We start from the raw sequence: 20,477 nt of genomic DNA on the forward strand, positions 1-20,477 counted from the left end.
CATGGCTGACGTTTTGTTAAATATTAAAGGGGTTAGTCGTTCTTTTATCGCTGGAGAGCAGGAACTGACGGTACTTAACAACATTAATCTGCAAATTTGCCGAGGTGAATTGATTGCCATTATCGGTGCATCTGGTTCCGGTAAATCTACATTAATGAACATCCTTGGCTGTCTGGATAAACCCAGTTCAGGCAGTTATTTCATTAATGGTCAGGACACATCCAGTATGGATGACAATGAACTGGCTGCACTGCGACGTGAATACTTTGGGTTTATCTTTCAGCGCTATCATCTTTTGGGTGATTTAACTGCGGTGGGTAATGTGGAAGTACCGGCATTGTACGCCAATGAGGCGCCGCAAATTCGACATGAAAAAGCCAAAAAGATACTCACTCGTTTAGGGTTAAGTGATCGCTTAGATCATAAACCAAGCCAGCTCAGTGGCGGCCAACAACAACGAGTCAGTGTCGCCAGAGCTTTAATTAATGGTGGCGATATTATTTTGGCCGATGAACCCACCGGCGCGCTTGATAGCAAAAGCGGCGAAGAAATGATGAAGCTCATTCAAGAACTGCATCGCGACGGCCACACCATTATTTTAGTGACACACGATCCGCATATTGCCGAATTTGCCGATCGCGTTATTGAGCTAAAAGACGGAGAAATCATTGCCGATAAACAAAATCGTATTCCAGCTGTAACGAACTCGTTAATCGCAAACAGACAATCTTCCCAAGCAAGTATGAAGATAAACTGGTCGCGTTATTTTGAAGCGTTAAAAATGGCCTTAATAGCCATGTCTAACCACCGTTTGCGTACGTTTCTGACGATGCTCGGCATTATTATTGGCATTGCTTCTGTGGTGTCTGTGGTCGCGCTGGGCGCGGGGTCGCAGCAATCTATTTTGGATAATATTGCTTCAATGGGCACGAATACCATTGAAATTAAACCCGGAACAGGACGAGGCGATCGCCGCTCTGAACGGGTTAAGTCACTCACGGCAGATGATGCCAATGCGCTTAAAATATTGCCCTTTGTGGACAGTGTTACCCCAACCGTTAGAGCTAATGTGGCTATACGTTATGCTAGCGAAACCGTCACCGGATCGATTCAAGGTGTGGGTACTGAGTATTTTCGCGTGCGCGGTTATACGCTTGCTAAGGGACAGTATTTTGCCGAAGACAGTGTTGATGCGTTAGAACAAGTTGCCGTTATTGACGCCAATACTGATCAAGCACTTTTTTCTGATGGTGATGCACTGGGAAGTGTGATTTTTCTTGGTCGTCTTCCTGTTCGTGTTATTGGGGTAACAAAACCGATTGACAGTGTGTCCGACAACAGTGATGAACTGAATATTTGGTTACCGTATACCACGGTGTCAGGTCGTATTCTTCGACAAAATTATGTTAATGATATTACTGTAAGGATAAATGCCAATGTATCAAGTGATGTGGCAGAACAAGGCATTATCAGTTTATTAACTATGCGCCACGACACGGTAGATTTTTTCACTATTAATACCGATACAATACGAAAAAGCATTGAAAAAACATCTGAAACCATGACGCTGCTGATATCTGCTATCGCCTTTATCTCATTGTTGGTTGGCGGGATTGGGGTAATGAATATTATGCTGGTATCAGTAACAGAGCGAACGCGCGAAATTGGCATTCGTATGGCAGTAGGCGCGAGACAAACCGATATTATGCGTCAGTTTTTGATTGAAGCTGTATTGGTGTGTTTTTGTGGTGGTGCATTGGGCATCGGACTTGCTTATTTTATCGGCATGGTATTTACCTACATAGGTAGCAGCTATCAGATGATTTATTCGAATACGTCAATTATTGCCGCTTTTGCTTGCTCGACGTTAATCGGGGTTGTGTTTGGTTATCTACCCGCCCGAAACGCAGCTAAATTGAATCCGGTTGATGCACTTTCAAGAGACTAACGCCAAGTCAATATGTTCCTCTGTTACTGGCACTTTGAGGACTAGCTCGTACAGTCTAGAATATGTACAAGATCAACGATAGTTAATCACAAATAGTCAAACACGGGGTTAACCCTAACCCCGTTATTCACTTATGTTGTTTGTGAGCAATATTCTGCATAGCGTTAGCCGTGATAAAGGCATTCTCTAATCTTTTTAGACTGGATTAAGTTAATGAACTAACTCATTTCTGTCGAAATATGAGCTAGTTCATTAACCTTTATCATGTTCTTAGCAGATAAACATAAAGTTAAATAGACGCTATATAGATAAGCCCGGTCTATAAGGCGAGTAGTTGCGGTAAATATTCGCTGTCTAAAGCTGCAATTTCGACTTGTTCCGTCAATACGTCGTGTAAAATTTGATGGCTGGTTAGCGGGTTGGCCAGTACCACTCTAAATACTGTCGTTTGTTGGCGGAAGTATTTTGCCGGTTTAATCCGCGTCCGTGACACAAATGATTTGCCTTGTTCGCGTTGATACTTTTGAATAAATTGGGTTAATCCATCCAGTAGCTCGTTAATTTTTAGCACCAATTCGGTGTCATTGTTCGATATTGCCTTTGTCAGTATTGCTTGTACTGATTTTGGAACATAACGATAGGTCAGCAAACATAACTCAGGCGCCGTGACTAACTCAAAATCGACATGACGGTCGATGATTGAGGCAAAATAACGGGCTTTTTCTAGGCTATTATTAATGAGGATCTCATAACCATCTCTACCAATAATCTGTAGGCATGCATGTACTAGCATTGCCATACCAGGACGTGAGCCTTCAAGCGTATGACTGCCTAAATCTTTTGAACCTACTCGTAAGATATATTCAGCATGATGGACAATGGCGTTGGCCAGTTCAGGGTCTTTAAATAACACCATACCCGCACCCATAGGGACGTACATTTGTTTATGGGCGTCGATAGTGACGGAGTCTGCTAACTCAATGCCGTTAAGCAGGTGACGATATTTGTTGGATAATAAACTGGCGCCGCCCCATGCTGCATCAACATGGAAGTGACAATTTAATTCGCGGGACAAAGCGGCCAATTCTGTTAAGGGATCCACATTACCGGTTTCGGTCGTGCCGGCTACGCCCACAATAGCCATCACTTTAATATTCTGCTGTGCCAGTTTAGCCGCGGTCTCACGCATCGCGACAACATCGACCTTATGATGTTCATCCGTTGCGATGCTAATGATATTATCTCGGCCAATACCTAATAAGTCTGCGCTCTTACCCAAAGAATAATGCCCCCGATCGGACACTAAAATGGCAAGGTCATCATAGCCATAAAAGCGAAGTGCTTTAGTCATTCCTTCACGAGTAATGCCTTTAAATTCGCCGCTAGGTTGTAATAAGCGGTTTCGGGCAATCCACAGTGCGGTAATGTTAGCAACGGTGCCCCCTGAGCAAAATGCCCCGAGCGAATGATTAGCGCTGTGCATCCATTGATGATAAAAATCATCTGATTGTTGATACACCAAATGATGCATCATGCCTAATACTTGGCGCTCTAACGGAGTAAAAGCTTTTGATGTCTCGATTTTAACCAGATTTTGGTTCAGTCCCACCATGATCTTCGACAGCGGCAACACAAAATAAGGTAATGCTGAGGTCATATGACCAATAAAACTGGGCGCCGCGGTATGGACTGAATGCGCGACTAAATTTTGCATGATTTCGTCTGCATAATCAGAGACAAATTTAGGCTCGGAGGGGATCTGATAAGCGTTAAAATCGGTTTCAATTTCTGAAAGAGGCTTTTCCAGTGCGGCGATGCTGTTGCCTAAAAAACCAGCAAGGTCTTGTGACAATTTCTGCTCAATAATGCTCAACGTCGAGGTTGAAGCTTCAGGCGCGGTAAAAATGCGCAGTAAACTGTCTTCTGAAGCGCTTGCTTTACGGGGGATTTTCGAAGTCATTTTGCTTGCCGTAATGATGAAAACTCCATCCTGTTAGCGTTGACTGATGCTTTACGATTAACGCCGCACCTTCAGGATGAAATGAGGGTGCTAACTTTACTGTATGGCTGGTTCCGCTTCAAGTATTTATCGTGTTATTGCTGATGATTAAGTTCAATAAATTCCCGCAGCGTCTTAATTTTTGTGGTCGAATTCGGTTCGTGGTATACGTGTTTAAATCGCTAGGTAATGTGTGCCCCTTTAGTGACGCTGCGTTAATACCTTGCAAAGCCGCCGCAAAATGGTCAGTAGTCCCTAGGGTACAGCATGTTAGCATTACATATACGGCACAAACACCTGTGGGTATTTGTGCCGTATATGATTACTTTTTAGTAAATGAAAGCGATAAAATAGCAGCAATATTGCGGGCAGTATTAGTGAGATTAACTTGTGCTTCAGATAATACTTGTTCTAATGGTTGTAGCGCAGGGATGATCGGGAAAATAGCATGCATGCCTTGGGCTAAAATAGCATCTGCATTTGGGCCAAGACATCCGGAAATACCAATAACGGGAACATTTTGTTGCTTAGCGACATTCAATACTCCCATTGGGGTTTTACCAAATACTGTTTGACCGTCAATGCGGCCTTCACCCGTAATGACTAAGTCGGCATTGTGACAATATTGTGCCAGTTTAACGCTCTTAGTGACGATATCGACCCCAGGTTTTAAGGTTGCGTTTAAGATTGTCATTACGCCAAACCCCATGCCTCCAGCGGCGCCGGCACCTGGATGTAAGCGACAATGAGCATCAATGGATTGGCTCAGCTGTTGGGTTATGGTGTGTGCAAAATGGCTTAGCGCTAGGTCGAGTTGCTCAATCATCTCTGTTGTCGCCCCTTTTTGAGGACCAAAAATCGCACTAGCACCTCGAGGTCCGCATAACGGGTTATCGACATCACACGCGACTTCGATAACACAATCCTTAATAGCAGGATGGAGCAATTGAACATCTACATGATGCAATGTGGTCAGCGCAGCGCCTCCAAAAGGTAATGGCGTCATAGCTATATCGCTTAGTTTTACGCCTAAGGCTTGCATCATTCCTGCGCCAGCATCATTAGTCGCGCTGCCGCCAAGGCCAAGGATAATGTGCCTAATCCCACGGTTTAATGCATCGGCAATTAACTCACCCGTACCAAAACTGGTGGTCAACAACGGATTACGTTGGCTTAACGGCACATGGTGTAAACCAGAGGCGGCGGCCATTTCGATAATAGCGGTTTGGTTTCCAGTCTCGTTAAGTTGTCCTAACACGCCATAAAATGCGTTAACAGGTGATCCTAAAGGGCCTGTTACTGTTAGGTTAATAATTTGCCCTTGTGTGGCATCGACCATAGCTTGTACCGTGCCTTCACCGCCATCGGCCATTGGCACTTTACAATACTGTGCATCAGGGAAGATAAGCTTAAAGCCTTGTTCGATGGCATTGGCCACTTCAAGCGCGCTTAAGCTTTCTTTAAATGAATCAGGTGCAATAACGATTTTCATAGAAGGCTCTATTTAGTAAGTTACAGTAAAAATAAGCTTAGCAGGTAAACAGTGATCATCGCCGTGATCCCTTGGACCAAGGTTGCCATTGTTTGGGCTCGGTAAGCTTGCTTGACACTCATATGACTAAACTGAGTAACAACCCAGAAGAAACTGTCATTAGCATGAGATACGGTCATTGCGCCTGCACCAATGGCCATTACCGTGAGTACGCGGCCCATTTCGGAGGCTAAACCAATATCGCCTAATAATGGTGCCACTAATGCAGATGTTGCAACTAATGCGACAGTGGATGAACCTTGCGCTGATTTGAGTGCGGCAGCAACGATAAAGGGCATAAAAATACCGACGCCCAAAGCCGATAAACTGCTGCCTAAAAAAGCACCAATTTCAGTGGCTTTTAATACTGCGCCAAATGCACCGCCAGCACCGGTGATCAATAAAATAGGCGCGGATACCACTAAGCCTTGGCTAATACGTTCGCTAAATTCTTTGATTTTCTGGTTACTCTTTAGCAGAGGTAAAGATAAAAATAAGCCAATCATTAAGGCGTTAACAGGTTGTCCTAAAAAGACTAATAAATTAAATAACCCCTGTTCATCAAGCGGTTTTGAAGGGAAGTTAGCCACTGTTCCTAAACAGATAAAAATAATAGGCACAAAAATAGGCGCAAATGCTTTGAGGGGGCTGGGTAATTCGCCGTATGTCTGCTTCAGATCGTCAAAGTCTGGTAGTTGTGCATTAAGTTCTTCAGCACCTTCGCCGTCAGGTTGTTCGTTGGCAAAACGGTTAGCCCATAGCATACCTGCAAAAGCGGCTATAGCAGCAACAAACACACCGACAGCAATGACCAGTCCTAGTTGTGACTCAAGCCCTAGATTGCCCGCCGCTGCGATAGGACCCGGGGTAGGTGGCACAAAGGTGTGAGTGGCATATAATCCCGTTGCTAGCGCGACACTCATGGCTACTTGCGACACTTTCATCCGGTTAGCCATCGATTGTTTCAATGAATTTAAAATAACAAAACCAGAATCACAGAAAACCGGGATCGACACCAAATAACCAATCATTGACATGGTTAGGGTTGGAAAGCGCTGGCCAAACAGTTTAATGACAACATCTGCCATGGTAATTGCCGCGCCGCTTTTTTCGAGAATAGTACCAATAATGGTACCTAATACAATAACTAATCCGATATAGCCTAAAATGCCACCAAAACCGCCAGTGATGGTTTTCGCTATTTCATTGCTGGGTAAGCCATAGGCAAACGCCGTTAAAAACGACGCTAAAATAAGGGTTAAAAAAGGGTGTAGTTTGAATGTAGAAGTGGCGATGACGATGAACGCAATCACGCCGAGTAAGATCAATATTAGTCCCATAGAATACTCGTTATTTATTTTTATTAGAATGGTTTAGTGACCCATCATAGTAGACTATTACCGATAAATTACTTTATTCATCCGCACTGATAAATGCATTATAAGAGACATTTTTTGTGCTAATGCACAGTTAAGTGTTGGGCTGATGGATGAGCTGACCTAAATAGAGACTCAGTAATCCATTAAAACTGTGTAAATCGATATTGGTGATGGTTTGAATTTTATCTAATCGATAACGTAATGTATTTCGATGTATAAACAAACTGTTAGCACAGGTTTGTATGTCACCCATATGTTCAAGATAAGCGGTGAGTGTTTTTTGTAATTGTTGATTCTTGTCCACTTCAATGAGTTTCAGGTAGGGTCCGGCAAGCGCATTACCTCGCCAGTGTTGACGTAAGCCTGATAAAAGCACCTGTAAGCTGTAATCCTGGTATAAATATTTACTTTTTGTTGGGTGTAATTTTTTGCCAATATCCATGGTTTCTTTGGCGGTGCGGTAAGAGTAACTGATGCCTAAATCACCATTGAAATAATGGCCCAATGAAATATGTAGGCTCAATTGCATGTTTGCTGGCAAGCGTTTGAGTAATTTGTTGATGCGTTGATTTTCAAGTTCAGGGTCAAATTGTTTACCGTCTAAAAACGCGGGTTTTAAAATAACTAATTGGGTTAACGAAGTCATCGCAATTAAATTATCTCGTACAGGATGCTGTAATAAAGACAGTACTTGTTTTAACGCTTGATTATCTTGTTGGTACATGGGGTTATTACTGTCGAGTTCGATGATAGCGGCCACTCGAGGTAAGCTCAAATCGATACCTAATTGTAATGCCCATTGCTTTAATGAAGGTAAGTCTTGTTCGGTGGCATGAATAAGCTGTGAAATAAACTCTTCTTTTTGACGATTTTGCCATTGTAGTTGTTCTTGCAAATTAGCTTGCTCGACAATCATTTCAGCGGTCATTTTAAGCAGCTCGCCATAATGACTTAATGTGCCTGGTTCGCCCGTAATACCGATAACGCCGACAACTTGACCTTGATAATGCAATGGTAAATTAAGTCCAGGTTTTACCCCTTGTAGATTTGAGGCAATAGTTTGACTGATCTCAACGTTGCGATTTTGGCTGATAGCCAATAATGCGCCCTCATGTACGGTGCCAATTCGATCGACTTCGCCCGATCCCAATATAACGGCTTGAGCATTCATAACATTGATATTATGGCCAATAATTTTCATGGTCCGGTTGACAATTTTAGCCGCAATTTGGGTATCAATCTGAAACATGAAGTTCTCTAAGCAATAAATATCAGTACTGAATGATACCTGATGTTGGTCAGGTATTGGGAGGCTGTTGACCCACAAATGTGTTCAAAAAGTAAAAAGAAGGGCGCATCTTGTGAGATAAAGACGAGGTAATAGAGATGAAGAACAAGAAAGATAAACATTAGTTTGCCCAAACTCAATCTCAAGCCATGCACCTTGTTAATGCAATGTTAGCAAAGGCCTGGTGGCAAGTTTTTATTCAATCAAGTATTCGCGAACATTTTCCCATCCATGGATTATCTGAAGTGATATAAAAACGCCAACCTGGATAAGGTTGGCGTAATGTGCAGTGTGAGTGAACCCGTTATAGGACGGTTATTTCACTTACAGAGTATAACGGACGTTAAGCATAATCATGTGTGCAGTATAATCATGCTGTAAGTTGCCTAAACTCATCACGTTCCAAATGGTATCAGGTTCGATATCATTGGCATCGTCATTATCAAGGTACTTTTCCATTTTGTAGTCTATGCGTAAGGACATTTTGTCTGTCGCTTGATATTGTGCATAGACATTAATGTTATGTACTTTGGCAAAATAGTCACCGTAGTCACCACTAACACCTTGTCTGACTTGGGTAGTACTGTCTGAGTCAGAGTAGGTATAATCTAATCCTAGGCGTAAACGACTATCCATTAAATTATTGTAACTTAAGCCAGCACCAACGACATCGACCGTGTCTTCAATATCGGCTTGCCAAGTGGCGATACTAACATTAGCACTACCAGATTGAGCTGATTTTATGATTTGATGGTTATAAAATGTATTTATATTAATATCATTATTAATCATGTAGTTAATATTAATATCGTAGTTAGTGTCTTTTGATTCAGTTAAGCCAATTTGAGTGTCGGTATAGTCATCAAACGCGTAGCGTACACCAAAATCTATGTTCAAGTTATCCATAGGTGTGTGGTTGATGCGTGCTTCAACTTGGGTGCGGTCGCGGTCGGCAATGTAATAGCGGCGTAGCAGTGGATTTTGCTCTGCCGATGACGATTCAGATGCTAGATATTCAGAACCATCTCTTTTGCTGAAACTACCTTTAAGCCACATATCCCACATATCAAAACTATTAAGGCGTAAACGCGCCCAAACGTTATTGTCGTCAGTGGTTTCTCTGCCTTGATTACTGCGCTCGTCTCGTCTGAAGTCATAACCTGCATCAAGCTTAATATCATGACTAATACGATAGTCGGTTGATAATTTGGCTCGATGGGAAGTGTGATCATAAGGGGTGTTGTACACCACTTTGCCGGTTACATCGTTAATACTAATTTGGGTCCATTGCTCAATTTGGGTATTGTTTTCTCTGTCGTTATAATCATAACTGCCAGTCAGACGCCATGCACGACTCAGTTTGGTTACCGCTTTCAATGTCATGCCGGCGATGTCGACTTTGGCATCAATACTGTCAGCTGGTAATGAATAGCTATAACCTAAGCTGGTTAATTGCTGATCTTGGGTCATTTGGCCTAAGCGTAAGCGACCACTCAAGCTAGTGATGGAATCGTTATATTGGCCCATTAGTGAAATAGTATGGGCTTCGTTATCGGGGTCGAGTGCAATGTAACCTCGGGTTTGAGCCCCAAAAGTGGGATTAAAGGCACTGTCAAAGCCAAGCTGTTGGTGGTTATTACTAAACACAGAACCACTGTAGTTTAAGCTGGTAAACCAATTATCACCGCGCAGTTTAATCCCGGCGTTTAAGATGTCTGTGGTGTAATCAACCGGCTCTGCCAGCATCATAGATTGATTGAAGAAACTGCCTGAAGCAATTTTGGTTCCAGTTTTCTCTTCGCGCTGAAAATTGACGTAGGTCGTGAATAATGATTCGGTTTGATATTCAAAGCCTAGACTAGCCAGTTCACGTTTTAGTGACAGTTCAAATGGGGTTAAACTGTTATATAACATTGGCATGTCTGAACTTGCACCCGCGGTTACCCAATCACCCGCTAGTGTCAGGTTATCGCTGCCGATATTTTGATAAGGGCTCAATGCATTGTTGCTTTGATAAGTTGCAATGGATCGATAGCCTAGATTGAGGCGATATAATCCAAGTTTACCGGCATCAATCTCCATTCGACCGTTGTCCATGCCCATGTTATTTGCGACAACTTTTGCTTGGTAGCCATTGTCACCTTGATACTTTATATCGGCATCAACTTTACCCGCGGTTTGATTGCTGCTATTAAATGCATTGGCTGATTGAATATCGTCTTCACTGTTGTAACCAATACCAACACCGACAGTTCCTGTGGTACCTGTTTCGACAGCACAAGCCTTACAATTCCAAGCATCATATTTAATATTGTCGGTTTTAGCATTTGCTAGGCCATAACCATCAGCCATAAGGCTAAAGCTGGTGCTAGTGAGTAACGCTAAGGTGATGATGTTTAATTTAGTGTTCATAATATTAGCTCCTTAGCGCTGCAGTAACTTACCAGACGGATGGTTTGAACCATGTACTTGGCTGTGACAATTCAAGCAGCTACGCCCGCCAGTAAAGGCATTACCATTTACCGTTGAGCCCATGTCGGTGTTGCCTAGATAAGCATTGCTTGTATGATTGTCACTCGCATGACATTGCTGGCACAGTTGTGGCGCGCGAGTTTTGAGCATGGCGTCGTTTACCGAACCGTGAGGATTATGGCAATTGACGCAATTTTCGGTGACGGGTGCATGCTCCCACAGCTTTGGGCCGCGTTTCTCTGCGTGACATGAATAACAGGTTTCATTCACCGTGGGTTGAACAAGGTCTGCGTCACTCATACTGCCATGGGCGTTATGACAGTCGCTACAGGTCATTTGATTCCATTTCATTGGATGACTTGAACGCTTATTCATGTCGGCTTTTTGTCTGGTGTGACAACTGGTACACACTTCCACTTCAGTTTGCTTTGACAATATAGGGTCGTGTTCAGCGTGCACGCTATGACAAGATGCACATGCCACATCAGCATTGGCGTGATGGCTACTGTCCCATGCAACACGTTCGTCGTCGAGGTGACAACTCATGCACACACTGTTTTGCTTATCTGCGGCGAGTGTAGACGTTGGGCCAAACGTAATCATAGGCTCTTTACCACCCCGATTATGTGATCCTAATGGACCGTGACAAGCTTCGCACTGTAATCCTGCCATTGGACTTTTTGAAGAGTCAATTGAGCCGTGCGCACCCTTAAAGATGGCCATGACTTTTTCTGATCTTTTATGACACATTAAGCAAGTGTCAGCGCCTTTAGTTGAGTATTTTCCTTCGGCGAATTTTTTATCTAACGTGGCTTCAACTTCGGCCGGCGTCATGTTGGCATCCCATTTTGCTGCCTGTACAGGATTCGACACCAACAGCGACGCGGTGAGGCAGAGTAGGGCTAAAAATATTGTATTAATTTGATGTGTGGTCTTCATAAGTAGACTTCCTAATTTGTCCATTTAAATGGTCATTGGTTAATAACATAAGTCATAACATGAGAGAGAAGCCCTGCTTCTCTCTCAATGAACAAATTAAAGTTTCACTTGTGTGTGGTTTTCAATGGTGGGTGCATGGCAGTAGAAACAGGTTTCTAACTGCGCAGCATCATTGGCTTCTTGATAGCTACCATTAACAATTGCGCCACCTTGGAGCTCAACATGTTGTTTAATCTCGTCAAAGCCATGACATGAGGCACATGTCGCCGTGATAGGGGTGGTATAAAGGCCTGCAGATGTGGCTAGTGCACCTTTAACTCTGAATGCATCAAGGTTAAAGTCATTGTGACACTGGGTACAGTCTTTGATAATGCCTTGCTCGCCATGAACACTGTGCAATTTCATTTCAATCGCACCTTGATTAGCACCGGAAGCATAAGTGCCGTCAGGTGTGTGACAAACCACACAAGCATCCAAACCGACAGTGACTTCGCCATTAAGCTCGCGAGCTAATTGTTCGGTCATCACAAAGCCTGCATGGTGACCTTTATGCAACTCAAAGGTGTCGCCATGACAATTATCACACGAGCCAAAATTGACCGAGTCAATGTGACGATAGCTCGGTGCGTTGCCAGAGAAAGTACCTACTGTGAGCTCAGCTTTCATGCTGGTGGTCGCTACGCCGTCAGCGCAATCGATGGCTTGGATACCGTCGTTACACATTTCAAGACCAATAAAGCTAAAGGCGGTATCTGTGTCGCCTGCGCCAAATGGCAGTGATGCAATGTTATAGACCAAGTTACCTGATTCAATCACTACATCAGTTTGTAACAGACCCGCTGTGATAAAGTCTTTACTGATTTTGGCTAAGCCACTACCTGGGCTAGCTTTATATCCCATAATTGGGAAGTTAGGCCCAACGTTAGTGTTTGTTTCAAGACGTTGAATTTTACTGACTAAGCTTGAGGCGTCAATGGCCGTACCGTTGGCATCTAAAATGGTTACCGATAAGGTTGCTGATTTGTCATCAGGGCTGGTTTTATTAGCAGTCAATGTGGCTGTCATGCCATATAAATCGATGAATGCTTTTTTCTGAGTATAAGCCGTAGTGTGTAACTCTTCTGTCCAGTTAGCATTATGGCACGCAACACAATTTGAATTATCAACTTGTTGTGAGTGACCTTGACCGGTTTTAAAGTCAATATCGGTATGACAACTTGAACAGGTTTCCATGGTAGGAATGCGAGTCCAGTTACTTGATTCGCTAAGTTGTTCAGAGTCGACATGACAAGTGGTGCAATTATCTTGCACTATGGCATGTGCTGTTTCAGCACTCTTGTCCATGTTGCGACCATACATTTTGGCATTGTTGTGAACATTATGGATCAAATGACTAAACTCATCTTGAACCTTGTCTTTTTCAATGGCCAGTTCGTTGGTATGGCATGATGTACAGGTTTCTAAATCAGTGTAGCTATGATAAATGCTTTCACCCTTTGCATGGCAGGTATTACAAGTGGCTCCGCTAACAATGTTTTTGGTGTATTTAGCTTCGAAGCCTTCACCGTCAAAATCTTCGCTGATTTCAGTGCGCGGCACACCGGTAACGCCATCTTGCAAGGTGGATGCACTTGCAATGATGTTATAGCGCTGTGTCAGCTCTGGATTAAAGCCTTCAACATTGACATTAAAGCTATAATTTCCATTACCATGATCGGTAAAGGTTTTTTCTGAACCAATAAATTGCCATTGGGCTGAATTACCCGCGCCACTTGCGCCAACAGGAATGAGCTGAACGACTTTTTTAACTTCAAAGTCTTTAAGGCCAGCTACTGGGAGGTCTTGTTCATTTGTCGCAAAGACTTCAATCGTCGGTTTGCCGTCTTGATAAGTGACTTTGGTAATATCTAAGTTCAGCGTGTTAATCGCTGCAGCCGGCTCGCCACTAGGGTTGCCTGGATTACCTGCTTCACCATCATCGCCTCCGCCACAACCTACCATTGTCATTGATGCTGACATAGCAAGTAATAATGCCATTTTTGTGTATTTTTTATTCATCATGTTTTCCCTGCAAAGGTCATCCGTCTAACTTACTGGCAGTATGTTCTGCAATTATCTTATTCAGTTAAGTTGACGTTGGAATTAATTTTCCCAACACTAAGATTACGTTACAAACCGCTACTCGTCTTTAAAGCGAACGTAATTGTGTGATGGCGATCAGCCTATTAATAAAGAGGTATATAAAATACGGAGTTTATTGAGGATTATTGTTGGTACAAAAAAAAAGACCTTAGTCATACACTAAGGTCTTTGGAACATAAAACGATAATTCTATTTACATTTTAGGGTTAAAAACCGTGTGTTTTAGTGACGCGATCTACTGTATGACAGGTTGAGCATATTTCAGATGCACGATTATGAACATCGCCTTCACTGATCCCATCAATAATACCGCCATTTATCTCAATATGAGACTCGGCGGCGTCAGTAAGATACTTTTGGTGACAACTTAAGCACGCTCCAGTATCTGATGACACCCAAATATCGGCACCCGTTTCGAGGTCGCCATATCGCCACACTCTGTCAGTGGCTCTACCAAGTTCGATCCCATCTGCAGTATGGCAGGTTTTACAGTCGCTTTTTAACACAGTGCCAGACTTAACCCCAGCATACTTGAGGTAATGGCCTTCAGCTTCGTGCGCTTTAAAGGCAAAACTGGTTGATTTTTTGCCACCAGGGTAAGTGTCATCACTCCTAAGAATCTTATCAGCGGTATGACAGGTTTGGCAATTGACACCATTGTCATAGTGATACACTTCTTGGTTATGGCAACCTTGACAGCTTGCAGTGTTGATAATATTTCGACGCGAGGCTATGGCCTGACTATCATCTACAGCGCTTGCTGCCATGACAAAATGATATGGGCTACTTTTGATTTCCACTGTTTGGACATCATCAGTACTGCACGCGGTCAATTTCACTTCAGGTCTACCGTAACCACCATGGTTATAACAGGCTTTAACCGCAGACCATAGTTCAAAGGTTTTGCCGACGTAATCGGTTGGTAAGGAGACACTATCCCAAACCAGGGTCCAGCTATTGTCTGTGTTGGCGGTACCTTGACTCAACCTAAGACGACGATCATCGTAACTGGCATCGCTATAAGCAGGATAGTTTTTGTCACTGTCCCACGCCATCACCACTCGGCCGCTTTGGTCGATAAACTCAGCCGGGATGACCTGGCCACTTGCGTCAGTAAAGCTGACGTTAGTGCTGAACTTGTTGTCAGCAGTCACAGTAATATCGCTAAAGACCACTTTCATGGTTTGGGTTTCGTTATAAGCTTTCATGACATCGCCATGAGCTTCTTTTGCACTGCGACCATAGCCTTCTTCAACATGGCATGAAGTACAATTTGTGCCGGCACCAACATGGTGCTGAGTCGCTAACTCTGTGTGGCATGCAATACAAGCGGTATCACTTTTATTGGCATTAAACAGCGCGGCATCTTTGGGAGCGTTTGCGCCCTCTACGTGACATGCACTGCAATCCGCAGCGGGTTTTTGCGGGTACATCACGTTACCGTAATTGTGTAATCCGCCGCCATAACCAATCACTTTGTATGGTGCTGCTACATCGCCATCGGCAGTACTGGTTACGCGATCTTGGCCCTTATGAATGGCATGGATCATATAGGTGAAATCGACACTGTTACCGGTTTCAGGATCGCCCGATGTTGCCGTATGACAAGAAGCACAGTTTTCAAGATCGATTCGACGACCGCCATGTAATGCTAAGCTTTCTGGTTGATGGCATGTATAACAAGCTTCAATCGATACCACATCACGTGACGTAATACCTTCGGTTAAGCCGCTTGAAGGTTGAAAGTCGTAATGGGCATTTGCAGTGATTAATGGCTGCTTTAATTCTAAGGTAATACGTTGAGTGTCATCAGCTTGGTAAGTAATACTAATTGGCTCAGTTACTTGAGCAATATTAGTTTGAAAAGTGTATGAGTAAGAGCCATCTTGATTATCGACTAAACAGTCAGCACATTTTGATGCTGCCTCAACCTCAGCCTGATATTGATCCGATGGGGAAATATTGGTTTCACCATCAGGGATCCAACTGGCATTAGCTTGCTTTGTTGTATTGATATAAGACTGCCATTGATAGCCGCGGTCGACTTCAACCTTAGCACCATCAGCACCGACCATTTCCTGTACAGGAGTTAATTGAGCCATGCCAAAACGAAGATCGTGATCTTTTGTTAACCCTAATACCGCAACCCCATTGGCATTTCTAATGGTAAAGGCAACATTGACTTTTCCATCGACGACAGTGGCGTCGGTAAATGTAGCGTCTAACGTTGATGTTGCATCAATATTGACACCGATAATACCATCTGGACCATCTTCGCCATTGTTACCATCACTGCCTCCACAACCCGATAGCGCTAAAGCTATAAGCCCTGCACTCAATACCGCTTTTGCAGCGGGACTAACTATTCTTGTCTTCATCATGTATTCCCTGCATTTTTTTGTTATCTCGCATGTCACTATCAGATAGATGTGTGCGGATTTTATTTCAATCTTATGTTAGCTAACCTTAACTACTTACTCATTGAATTATGTGTAGAGTTGTGACTAAGATCTGACTATTCCTTTGTGAGTAACGTGGCTTGATAAGAATTAAGTCGGTATTGAGACACAAAGTGACATCATGCCTAAAATCCTAATGTGCGCGGTTGACTCACTTGTGTATAAGTTATTGGGTGTTCGTTTTGGCTAAGTAACCGCAGATAGGAATGAAAAACCATTATCAAAAAATGATTATCAAAAAACATTGTCCTGCTAACGCCCTGACATTCAACTGTAAAATACCGGCTATTGATGTGTTAATTCGCTCTATTAGCAAACAATCAGGCAAGTTTGATATAAAATATTTTGTCCTTTACCTATTTACCTCCGCTATTATCTCTGGTTGAGGTTAAGTATTGTGCAGTTAGGTGGAGGATTGAGAACTAATTAAGATAAAGGCTTGATCAAGCCAATAGGTTAGGGGATAATCTCCCCGTTCTGAGACATAAGCTTTATATTTTATGATCCAGAAGTCAATGGTGACCCTAGGGTCCCCCCGCAACGATAACTTGTGAACTCGGCCAGACCTGGAAGGGAGCAACCGCAGCAAGTGACTCGTGTGCCGGGGTGTCGGCTCTAGGGGAGCCTCCAATACTCCCCGTGTCATTTTTCACCAAATCACCAAATCACCAAATCACCAAATCACCAAATCACCAAATCGTTCAAACGTTAATACTCGTAATCTGCTATTTATAAATCCTTTGATTAAACGAATGATGCCCATATTGGGTCTAACGAATAATTATAGTTATTAAGTATTGATTATTTTATGATTAATGCTCAGTTCTACATCGATTAATACATGTTAGATTATTGTGGCTGTTCGCCCGCGAGTGCTGCGGCTTCTTCTTTTAAACGTTTTTGCAAATTCATTTTGAGGAATTGCCTTGACCGTTCGAGTGCTTCACTTATTTCGGTTTTCATCTGCTGTAGTTCTTGATAATTTTCGAAGAAATACGTATCAACTAAATGGCGAATGTACCTAACGGGTAATTGATTCAATGTGACACAGCATAAGTCTGCCAAGTACTCTTCTGGCAATTCTTCCATTAAGCCTTCATCTCTGAGTATTTCCATTAATAGAACTTCATAATAGTTTCGGATCTCTAATTGCATTATTACGCTCCATTGAGACGGTTTGATGTATCGACATGAGTGTTAATGTCGAGAGTATTGAGGTTAACTCTGTGGTGCATTTTTTGATTGGCACGGCTTAATGCAGTCGTCACCATGATTCATTTGCAGCAATTAATAATTGGCTATGGCGATGAGTTAATTCTGCCTCATTACGACTATAGCCTCCCCCTATGACCGCTGCAAGAGGGATGTTATGCATTTTTGCTATTGATATTACCTGTTTATCTCGAGCGAGAATACCTTGGTTTGAAATAGCAAAATATCCGAGGTCATCATGTTGATGGATATCGACTCCCGCATCATAGATGATCAGATCTGGCTGATGGAGACGGATCAAGTAAGGTAATATTTGTTGAATGTGTTCAAGATAGCGTTTATCGGTACAGCCTTTATCGAGATCGATATCGTGGTCAGATTGCTGTTTTCGGGACGGGAAATTTTGAGCACAGTGGATCGAGCAACTAATGATGTCTGGGCAGCCTTGAGTGAGGGTCGCCGTTCCATCGCCTTGATGAACATCGCAATCAAAAATGAGTACTTTATCTATTTTTCCTGAGTCAATGGCTAATCTAGCTGCGATAACCAAGTCATTGAAAATGCAAAAGCCACTACCATAATTATAGTGAGCATGATGATAACCACCGGTTAAATGAATTGCTATTCCATGTTCAAGCGCTAAGTCGGTACACAAACGGGTACCATTTACCGCGTGTAAAGTACGGGTGACTAATGCTGTACTCCACGGGAAACCAATGCGCCTTTGGGCTTTGTGATCTAAGGTGCCATTGATAAATTGTTCTACATACTGCGGGCAATGTACGCGAAAAAGGGCCTCTTTGGTCATTGGCATCGGAGTATGACGACATTGCTCAATCAACAAGTGATGTTTGAGCGCATGCTGGTATAAATTATGATATTTGGTCGTTGGAAAACGATGGGTACTAGGCAACGCCAGCTGTGAATAGCTGGCGTGATATACAAAAGGGATAGACATCAAGATTAGAGTTGTTTGATTGCCCAGCCCATAAATTCTTTCCGCGTTTTATCATCGGCTTGTAACCACCAATACTGCAGCATTTGTTCGGCTTTTGCCGGACTCGGTTTCTGAGCCGTTGCTGCCGGTACTGGAGTGACATCGGGGGCGCTCATCGTCGCTGTTGCAACGTCTGCGATTACCGGTAATGTTTGTACCGATTGGCTAGCGTTACTCGTTGCTGAAGCCGATAAGGTTTCAATATCATGTTGTTTTTTACTTTGAAACAGACTCGTCATAAATGATTCGTCAGTAAAATCGGTCTGTTTGACACTGTAAGTAACCGACCCATTGTCTTGACGAGTAATGCTAATTTGTGGTTTTTTTGCGAACGCTTTTGGATTTTTGATCACCTTGCCTTCAGCAGCCTGCAACTGGTATTGATGATCGCCATCCACCATTAACGTTAAAATTAAAGGCGTTGATTTTACAAAGGTTTGGCTATCACTAAAGGAATCATCAACCACATCATAATAACGAATAGCAATTTTATGGGTGCCATTGGTTAACGCTAAATCTGATTGGTGGTTGAACATACTGGTTTCAACCTCTGTACCATCAAGCGCTAGATACTCAAAAGACATGGGAATAGTCAAATTAGCGGCTAGAACAGATGATGACGATAACAATGCCAAAAGCGCACTAGTGGTAAATAAAGATTTCATTGTTTCTCCTTAACGTGGGTGAATTTGTCGAGGTCGTTCAAAAAGTTGAATACGCTCTTCTATATAACTGGTTGCTTGTTTACATTTTCCTAAACGACGATGCGTTGATAGGATATCATTTTGCAATTTTATCTTGTCATCACTATGACAGAATTCAAGATTTGCTTCCAATTGTTGTATTTTTTGCTCTATTTTTTTTGCCCAATTTAAATGTTTATTGAGTTCTGCATAGAGTTGATGGCTGTTTTGCATCACATTACTGGCGATCCAACCAAAGCCACTGTCTTGTATTGTTTGTTGTTGTTTTTTAGCATATCGAGCCCGATTACTGGCTTTACGCTGTTGTTCGGATTTAAGATTGATGTCAGTGGTAAGCAAGGCTCTGCGTAACGCACTAAATCGGTCTTGAATCCGATCGCAACTGAGTTGGATAACATTGCTACCCAATTTAAGGAAAAGTTGCTTTTCGAGTTGTTTGATATCTTTACGTAATTGTGTAATGCAAGGGCTTAGTTGAGCACCTTGTTGGGCAAATAACTGACTGTTAAAACGTTCAATATCTTTTAATGATTGACGTTGAGAAGGTGCCAAATTTTGGTCATGAATTAAGGCATCTTGTTCAAGCTGCACGAGCTGCTGTTTTAACATTGAGACTAATTGTTGGGTGTTCATACCCATGCACTCCACGTAAGATGGACTGCTATCGACAATACCATAATAATAAATATTGGTTTAATAAAAGGTATTCCGAATCGAATCGCGCTTCTTGCGCCGATAAATGACCCCGCCATCATGCATACACCCATCCACAAGCCAAGCATCCATTGCACTTGCCCCACCGAGGCAAAGATAATTAATGCTGTAATGTTACTCACTGCTGTCATCACTCGCGCTAAGCCACAACTGTGAAGTAGAGGGAGCTTATGCAGTGAGATAGACGTTACCGTCCAAAAGGCACCAATACCAGGTCCTGCAAAACCATCGTATCCACCCAAAATAAAACCTTGGCTAATCTGTTTGTACTTTGGCGAGCGAGATTTGGGGACAGTTATATTTTTTTCGCCCATGGCTTTGGGGTTCAATAAGGTGTAAATCGCGATACTAATAATCAGCAATGGCAATATTTTCTCTAACCATTTAGCATCAATAAGAAACACTAAACCACAACCTGCAATAGATCCTATCAGTGTGGCAAAAAAGCACGCTTTCCATAATGCAGGAGTAAATAAATGTTGTTTATAAAAGGTGTAACTTGAGGTAAGAGAGCCAAAACAAGCAGCAAGTTTATTGGTCCCTAAGGCTAAATGTGGTGGAATACCGACGGTCAGCAATGCCGGAATAGAAAGAAGCCCACCACCGCCAACTATGGCGTCAATAAAACCAGCAATAATACCGATGACCGCTAATACAGCCCAATGGCTAGGGTCTAATAATAAATCCAACTCA

General features: G+C 42.8%; 14 protein-coding genes and 1 other RNA gene. 2 read left to right on the top strand and 13 right to left on the bottom strand.

The genetic code is table 11. The annotated features are described in order from the left end of the window. Position 1: 1 nt before the first annotated feature. Positions 2 to 1,948, top strand: a complete 1,947-nt coding sequence (locus tag EGC80_RS12715) for a MacB family efflux pump subunit (RefSeq protein WP_124013409.1) — start codon at positions 2 to 4, stop codon at positions 1,946 to 1,948. A 319-nt stretch (positions 1,949 to 2,267) separates the two neighbouring features. On the opposite strand, the gene panP is transcribed toward EGC80_RS12715, so the two are convergent. From panP to EGC80_RS12755, 8 genes are all read right to left on the bottom strand, one after another. Further along, positions 2,268 to 3,908, bottom strand: coding sequence for a pyridoxal-dependent aspartate 1-decarboxylase PanP (gene panP / locus EGC80_RS12720; protein WP_101030276.1), 1,641 nt, complete (start codon positions 3,906 to 3,908; stop codon positions 2,268 to 2,270). Positions 3,909 to 4,269: 361 nt separating this feature from the next. Next, a complete protein-coding gene (locus EGC80_RS12725; protein ID WP_124013408.1) occupies positions 4,270 to 5,439 on the bottom strand; it encodes a glycerate kinase family protein in 1,170 nt (389 codons plus the stop codon). A 20-nt stretch (positions 5,440 to 5,459) separates the two neighbouring features. Further along, positions 5,460 to 6,818 (bottom strand): GntP family permease, encoded by a 1,359-nt coding sequence (locus EGC80_RS12730; RefSeq protein WP_101030278.1) that lies wholly within the window; start codon positions 6,816 to 6,818, stop codon positions 5,460 to 5,462. 130 nt (positions 6,819 to 6,948) lie between these two features. Next, complete coding sequence (locus tag EGC80_RS12735; protein ID WP_124013407.1) at positions 6,949 to 8,106, bottom strand: sugar diacid recognition domain-containing protein; 1,158 nt, start codon at positions 8,104 to 8,106, stop codon at positions 6,949 to 6,951. Between the two features lie 363 nt (positions 8,107 to 8,469). Then, the gene (locus EGC80_RS12740) at positions 8,470 to 10,557 is read right to left on the bottom strand and encodes an MtrB/PioB family decaheme-associated outer membrane protein (RefSeq protein ID WP_124013406.1); all 2,088 of its coding nucleotides are present in this window, start codon (positions 10,555 to 10,557) and stop codon (positions 8,470 to 8,472) included. Positions 10,558 to 10,569: 12 nt separating this feature from the next. Next, the gene (locus tag EGC80_RS12745; protein ID WP_124013405.1) at positions 10,570 to 11,556 is read right to left on the bottom strand and encodes a DmsE family decaheme c-type cytochrome; all 987 of its coding nucleotides are present in this window, start codon (positions 11,554 to 11,556) and stop codon (positions 10,570 to 10,572) included. A 96-nt stretch (positions 11,557 to 11,652) separates the two neighbouring features. Continuing rightward, positions 11,653 to 13,617, bottom strand: coding sequence for an OmcA/MtrC family decaheme c-type cytochrome (locus EGC80_RS12750; protein ID WP_124013404.1), 1,965 nt, complete (start codon positions 13,615 to 13,617; stop codon positions 11,653 to 11,655). A gap of 287 nt (positions 13,618 to 13,904) precedes the next feature. Beyond that, positions 13,905 to 16,079, bottom strand: coding sequence for an OmcA/MtrC family decaheme c-type cytochrome (locus EGC80_RS12755; protein ID WP_124013403.1), 2,175 nt, complete (start codon positions 16,077 to 16,079; stop codon positions 13,905 to 13,907). 602 nt (positions 16,080 to 16,681) lie between these two features. Here EGC80_RS12755 and ffs point away from each other — a divergent pair. Continuing rightward, an RNA gene (gene ffs, locus EGC80_RS12760) (signal recognition particle sRNA small type) lies at positions 16,682 to 16,779 on the top strand. A 227-nt stretch (positions 16,780 to 17,006) separates the two neighbouring features. Here the strand turns inward: ffs and EGC80_RS12765 are convergent. The 5 genes from EGC80_RS12765 to EGC80_RS12785 form a co-directional block, all read right to left on the bottom strand. Beyond that, positions 17,007 to 17,312 (bottom strand): late competence development ComFB family protein, encoded by a 306-nt coding sequence (locus EGC80_RS12765; protein WP_124013402.1) that lies wholly within the window; start codon positions 17,310 to 17,312, stop codon positions 17,007 to 17,009. A 109-nt stretch (positions 17,313 to 17,421) separates the two neighbouring features. Next, a complete protein-coding gene (locus EGC80_RS12770) occupies positions 17,422 to 18,330 on the bottom strand; it encodes a histone deacetylase family protein (protein ID WP_164839465.1) in 909 nt (302 codons plus the stop codon). Between the two features lie 2 nt (positions 18,331 to 18,332). Beyond that, entirely contained in the window at positions 18,333 to 19,031 is a 699-nt protein-coding gene (locus tag EGC80_RS12775; RefSeq protein ID WP_124013400.1) for a DUF2057 domain-containing protein, read from the bottom strand. Positions 19,032 to 19,040: 9 nt separating this feature from the next. Continuing rightward, a complete protein-coding gene (locus EGC80_RS12780) occupies positions 19,041 to 19,703 on the bottom strand; it encodes a primosomal replication protein (RefSeq protein ID WP_101030287.1) in 663 nt (220 codons plus the stop codon). Beyond that, positions 19,700 to 20,473: a TSUP family transporter gene (locus EGC80_RS12785; protein WP_124013399.1), complete on the bottom strand. Its 774-nt coding sequence runs from the start codon at positions 20,471 to 20,473 to the stop codon at positions 19,700 to 19,702. The genes EGC80_RS12780 and EGC80_RS12785 overlap by 4 nt, the downstream gene beginning before the upstream one ends. Positions 20,474 to 20,477: the final 4 nt, after the last annotated feature.

Source organism: Shewanella psychromarinicola, from assembly GCF_003855155.1.
GTDB classification, from domain to species: domain Bacteria; phylum Pseudomonadota; class Gammaproteobacteria; order Enterobacterales; family Shewanellaceae; genus Shewanella; species Shewanella psychromarinicola.

What these genes read in the sequence shown, in the direction of transcription:
- EGC80_RS12715 (WP_124013409.1), top strand. Translation starts at nt 2, where the DNA reads ATGGCTGACGTTTTGTTAAATATTAAAGGGGTTAGTCGTTCTTTTATC.
- panP (WP_101030276.1), bottom strand. Translation starts at nt 3,908, where the DNA reads ATGACTTCGAAAATCCCCCGTAAAGCAAGCGCTTCAGAAGACAGTTTA.
- EGC80_RS12725 (WP_124013408.1), bottom strand. Translation starts at nt 5,439, where the DNA reads ATGAAAATCGTTATTGCACCTGATTCATTTAAAGAAAGCTTAAGCGCG.
- EGC80_RS12730 (WP_101030278.1), bottom strand. Translation starts at nt 6,818, where the DNA reads ATGGGACTAATATTGATCTTACTCGGCGTGATTGCGTTCATCGTCATC.
- EGC80_RS12735 (WP_124013407.1), bottom strand. Translation starts at nt 8,106, where the DNA reads ATGTTTCAGATTGATACCCAAATTGCGGCTAAAATTGTCAACCGGACC.
- EGC80_RS12740 (WP_124013406.1), bottom strand. Translation starts at nt 10,557, where the DNA reads ATGAACACTAAATTAAACATCATCACCTTAGCGTTACTCACTAGCACC.
- EGC80_RS12745 (WP_124013405.1), bottom strand. Translation starts at nt 11,556, where the DNA reads ATGAAGACCACACATCAAATTAATACAATATTTTTAGCCCTACTCTGC.
- EGC80_RS12750 (WP_124013404.1), bottom strand. Translation starts at nt 13,617, where the DNA reads ATGATGAATAAAAAATACACAAAAATGGCATTATTACTTGCTATGTCA.
- EGC80_RS12755 (WP_124013403.1), bottom strand. Translation starts at nt 16,079, where the DNA reads ATGATGAAGACAAGAATAGTTAGTCCCGCTGCAAAAGCGGTATTGAGT.
- EGC80_RS12765 (WP_124013402.1), bottom strand. Translation starts at nt 17,312, where the DNA reads ATGCAATTAGAGATCCGAAACTATTATGAAGTTCTATTAATGGAAATA.
- EGC80_RS12775 (WP_124013400.1), bottom strand. Translation starts at nt 19,031, where the DNA reads ATGAAATCTTTATTTACCACTAGTGCGCTTTTGGCATTGTTATCGTCA.
- EGC80_RS12780 (WP_101030287.1), bottom strand. Translation starts at nt 19,703, where the DNA reads ATGAACACCCAACAATTAGTCTCAATGTTAAAACAGCAGCTCGTGCAG.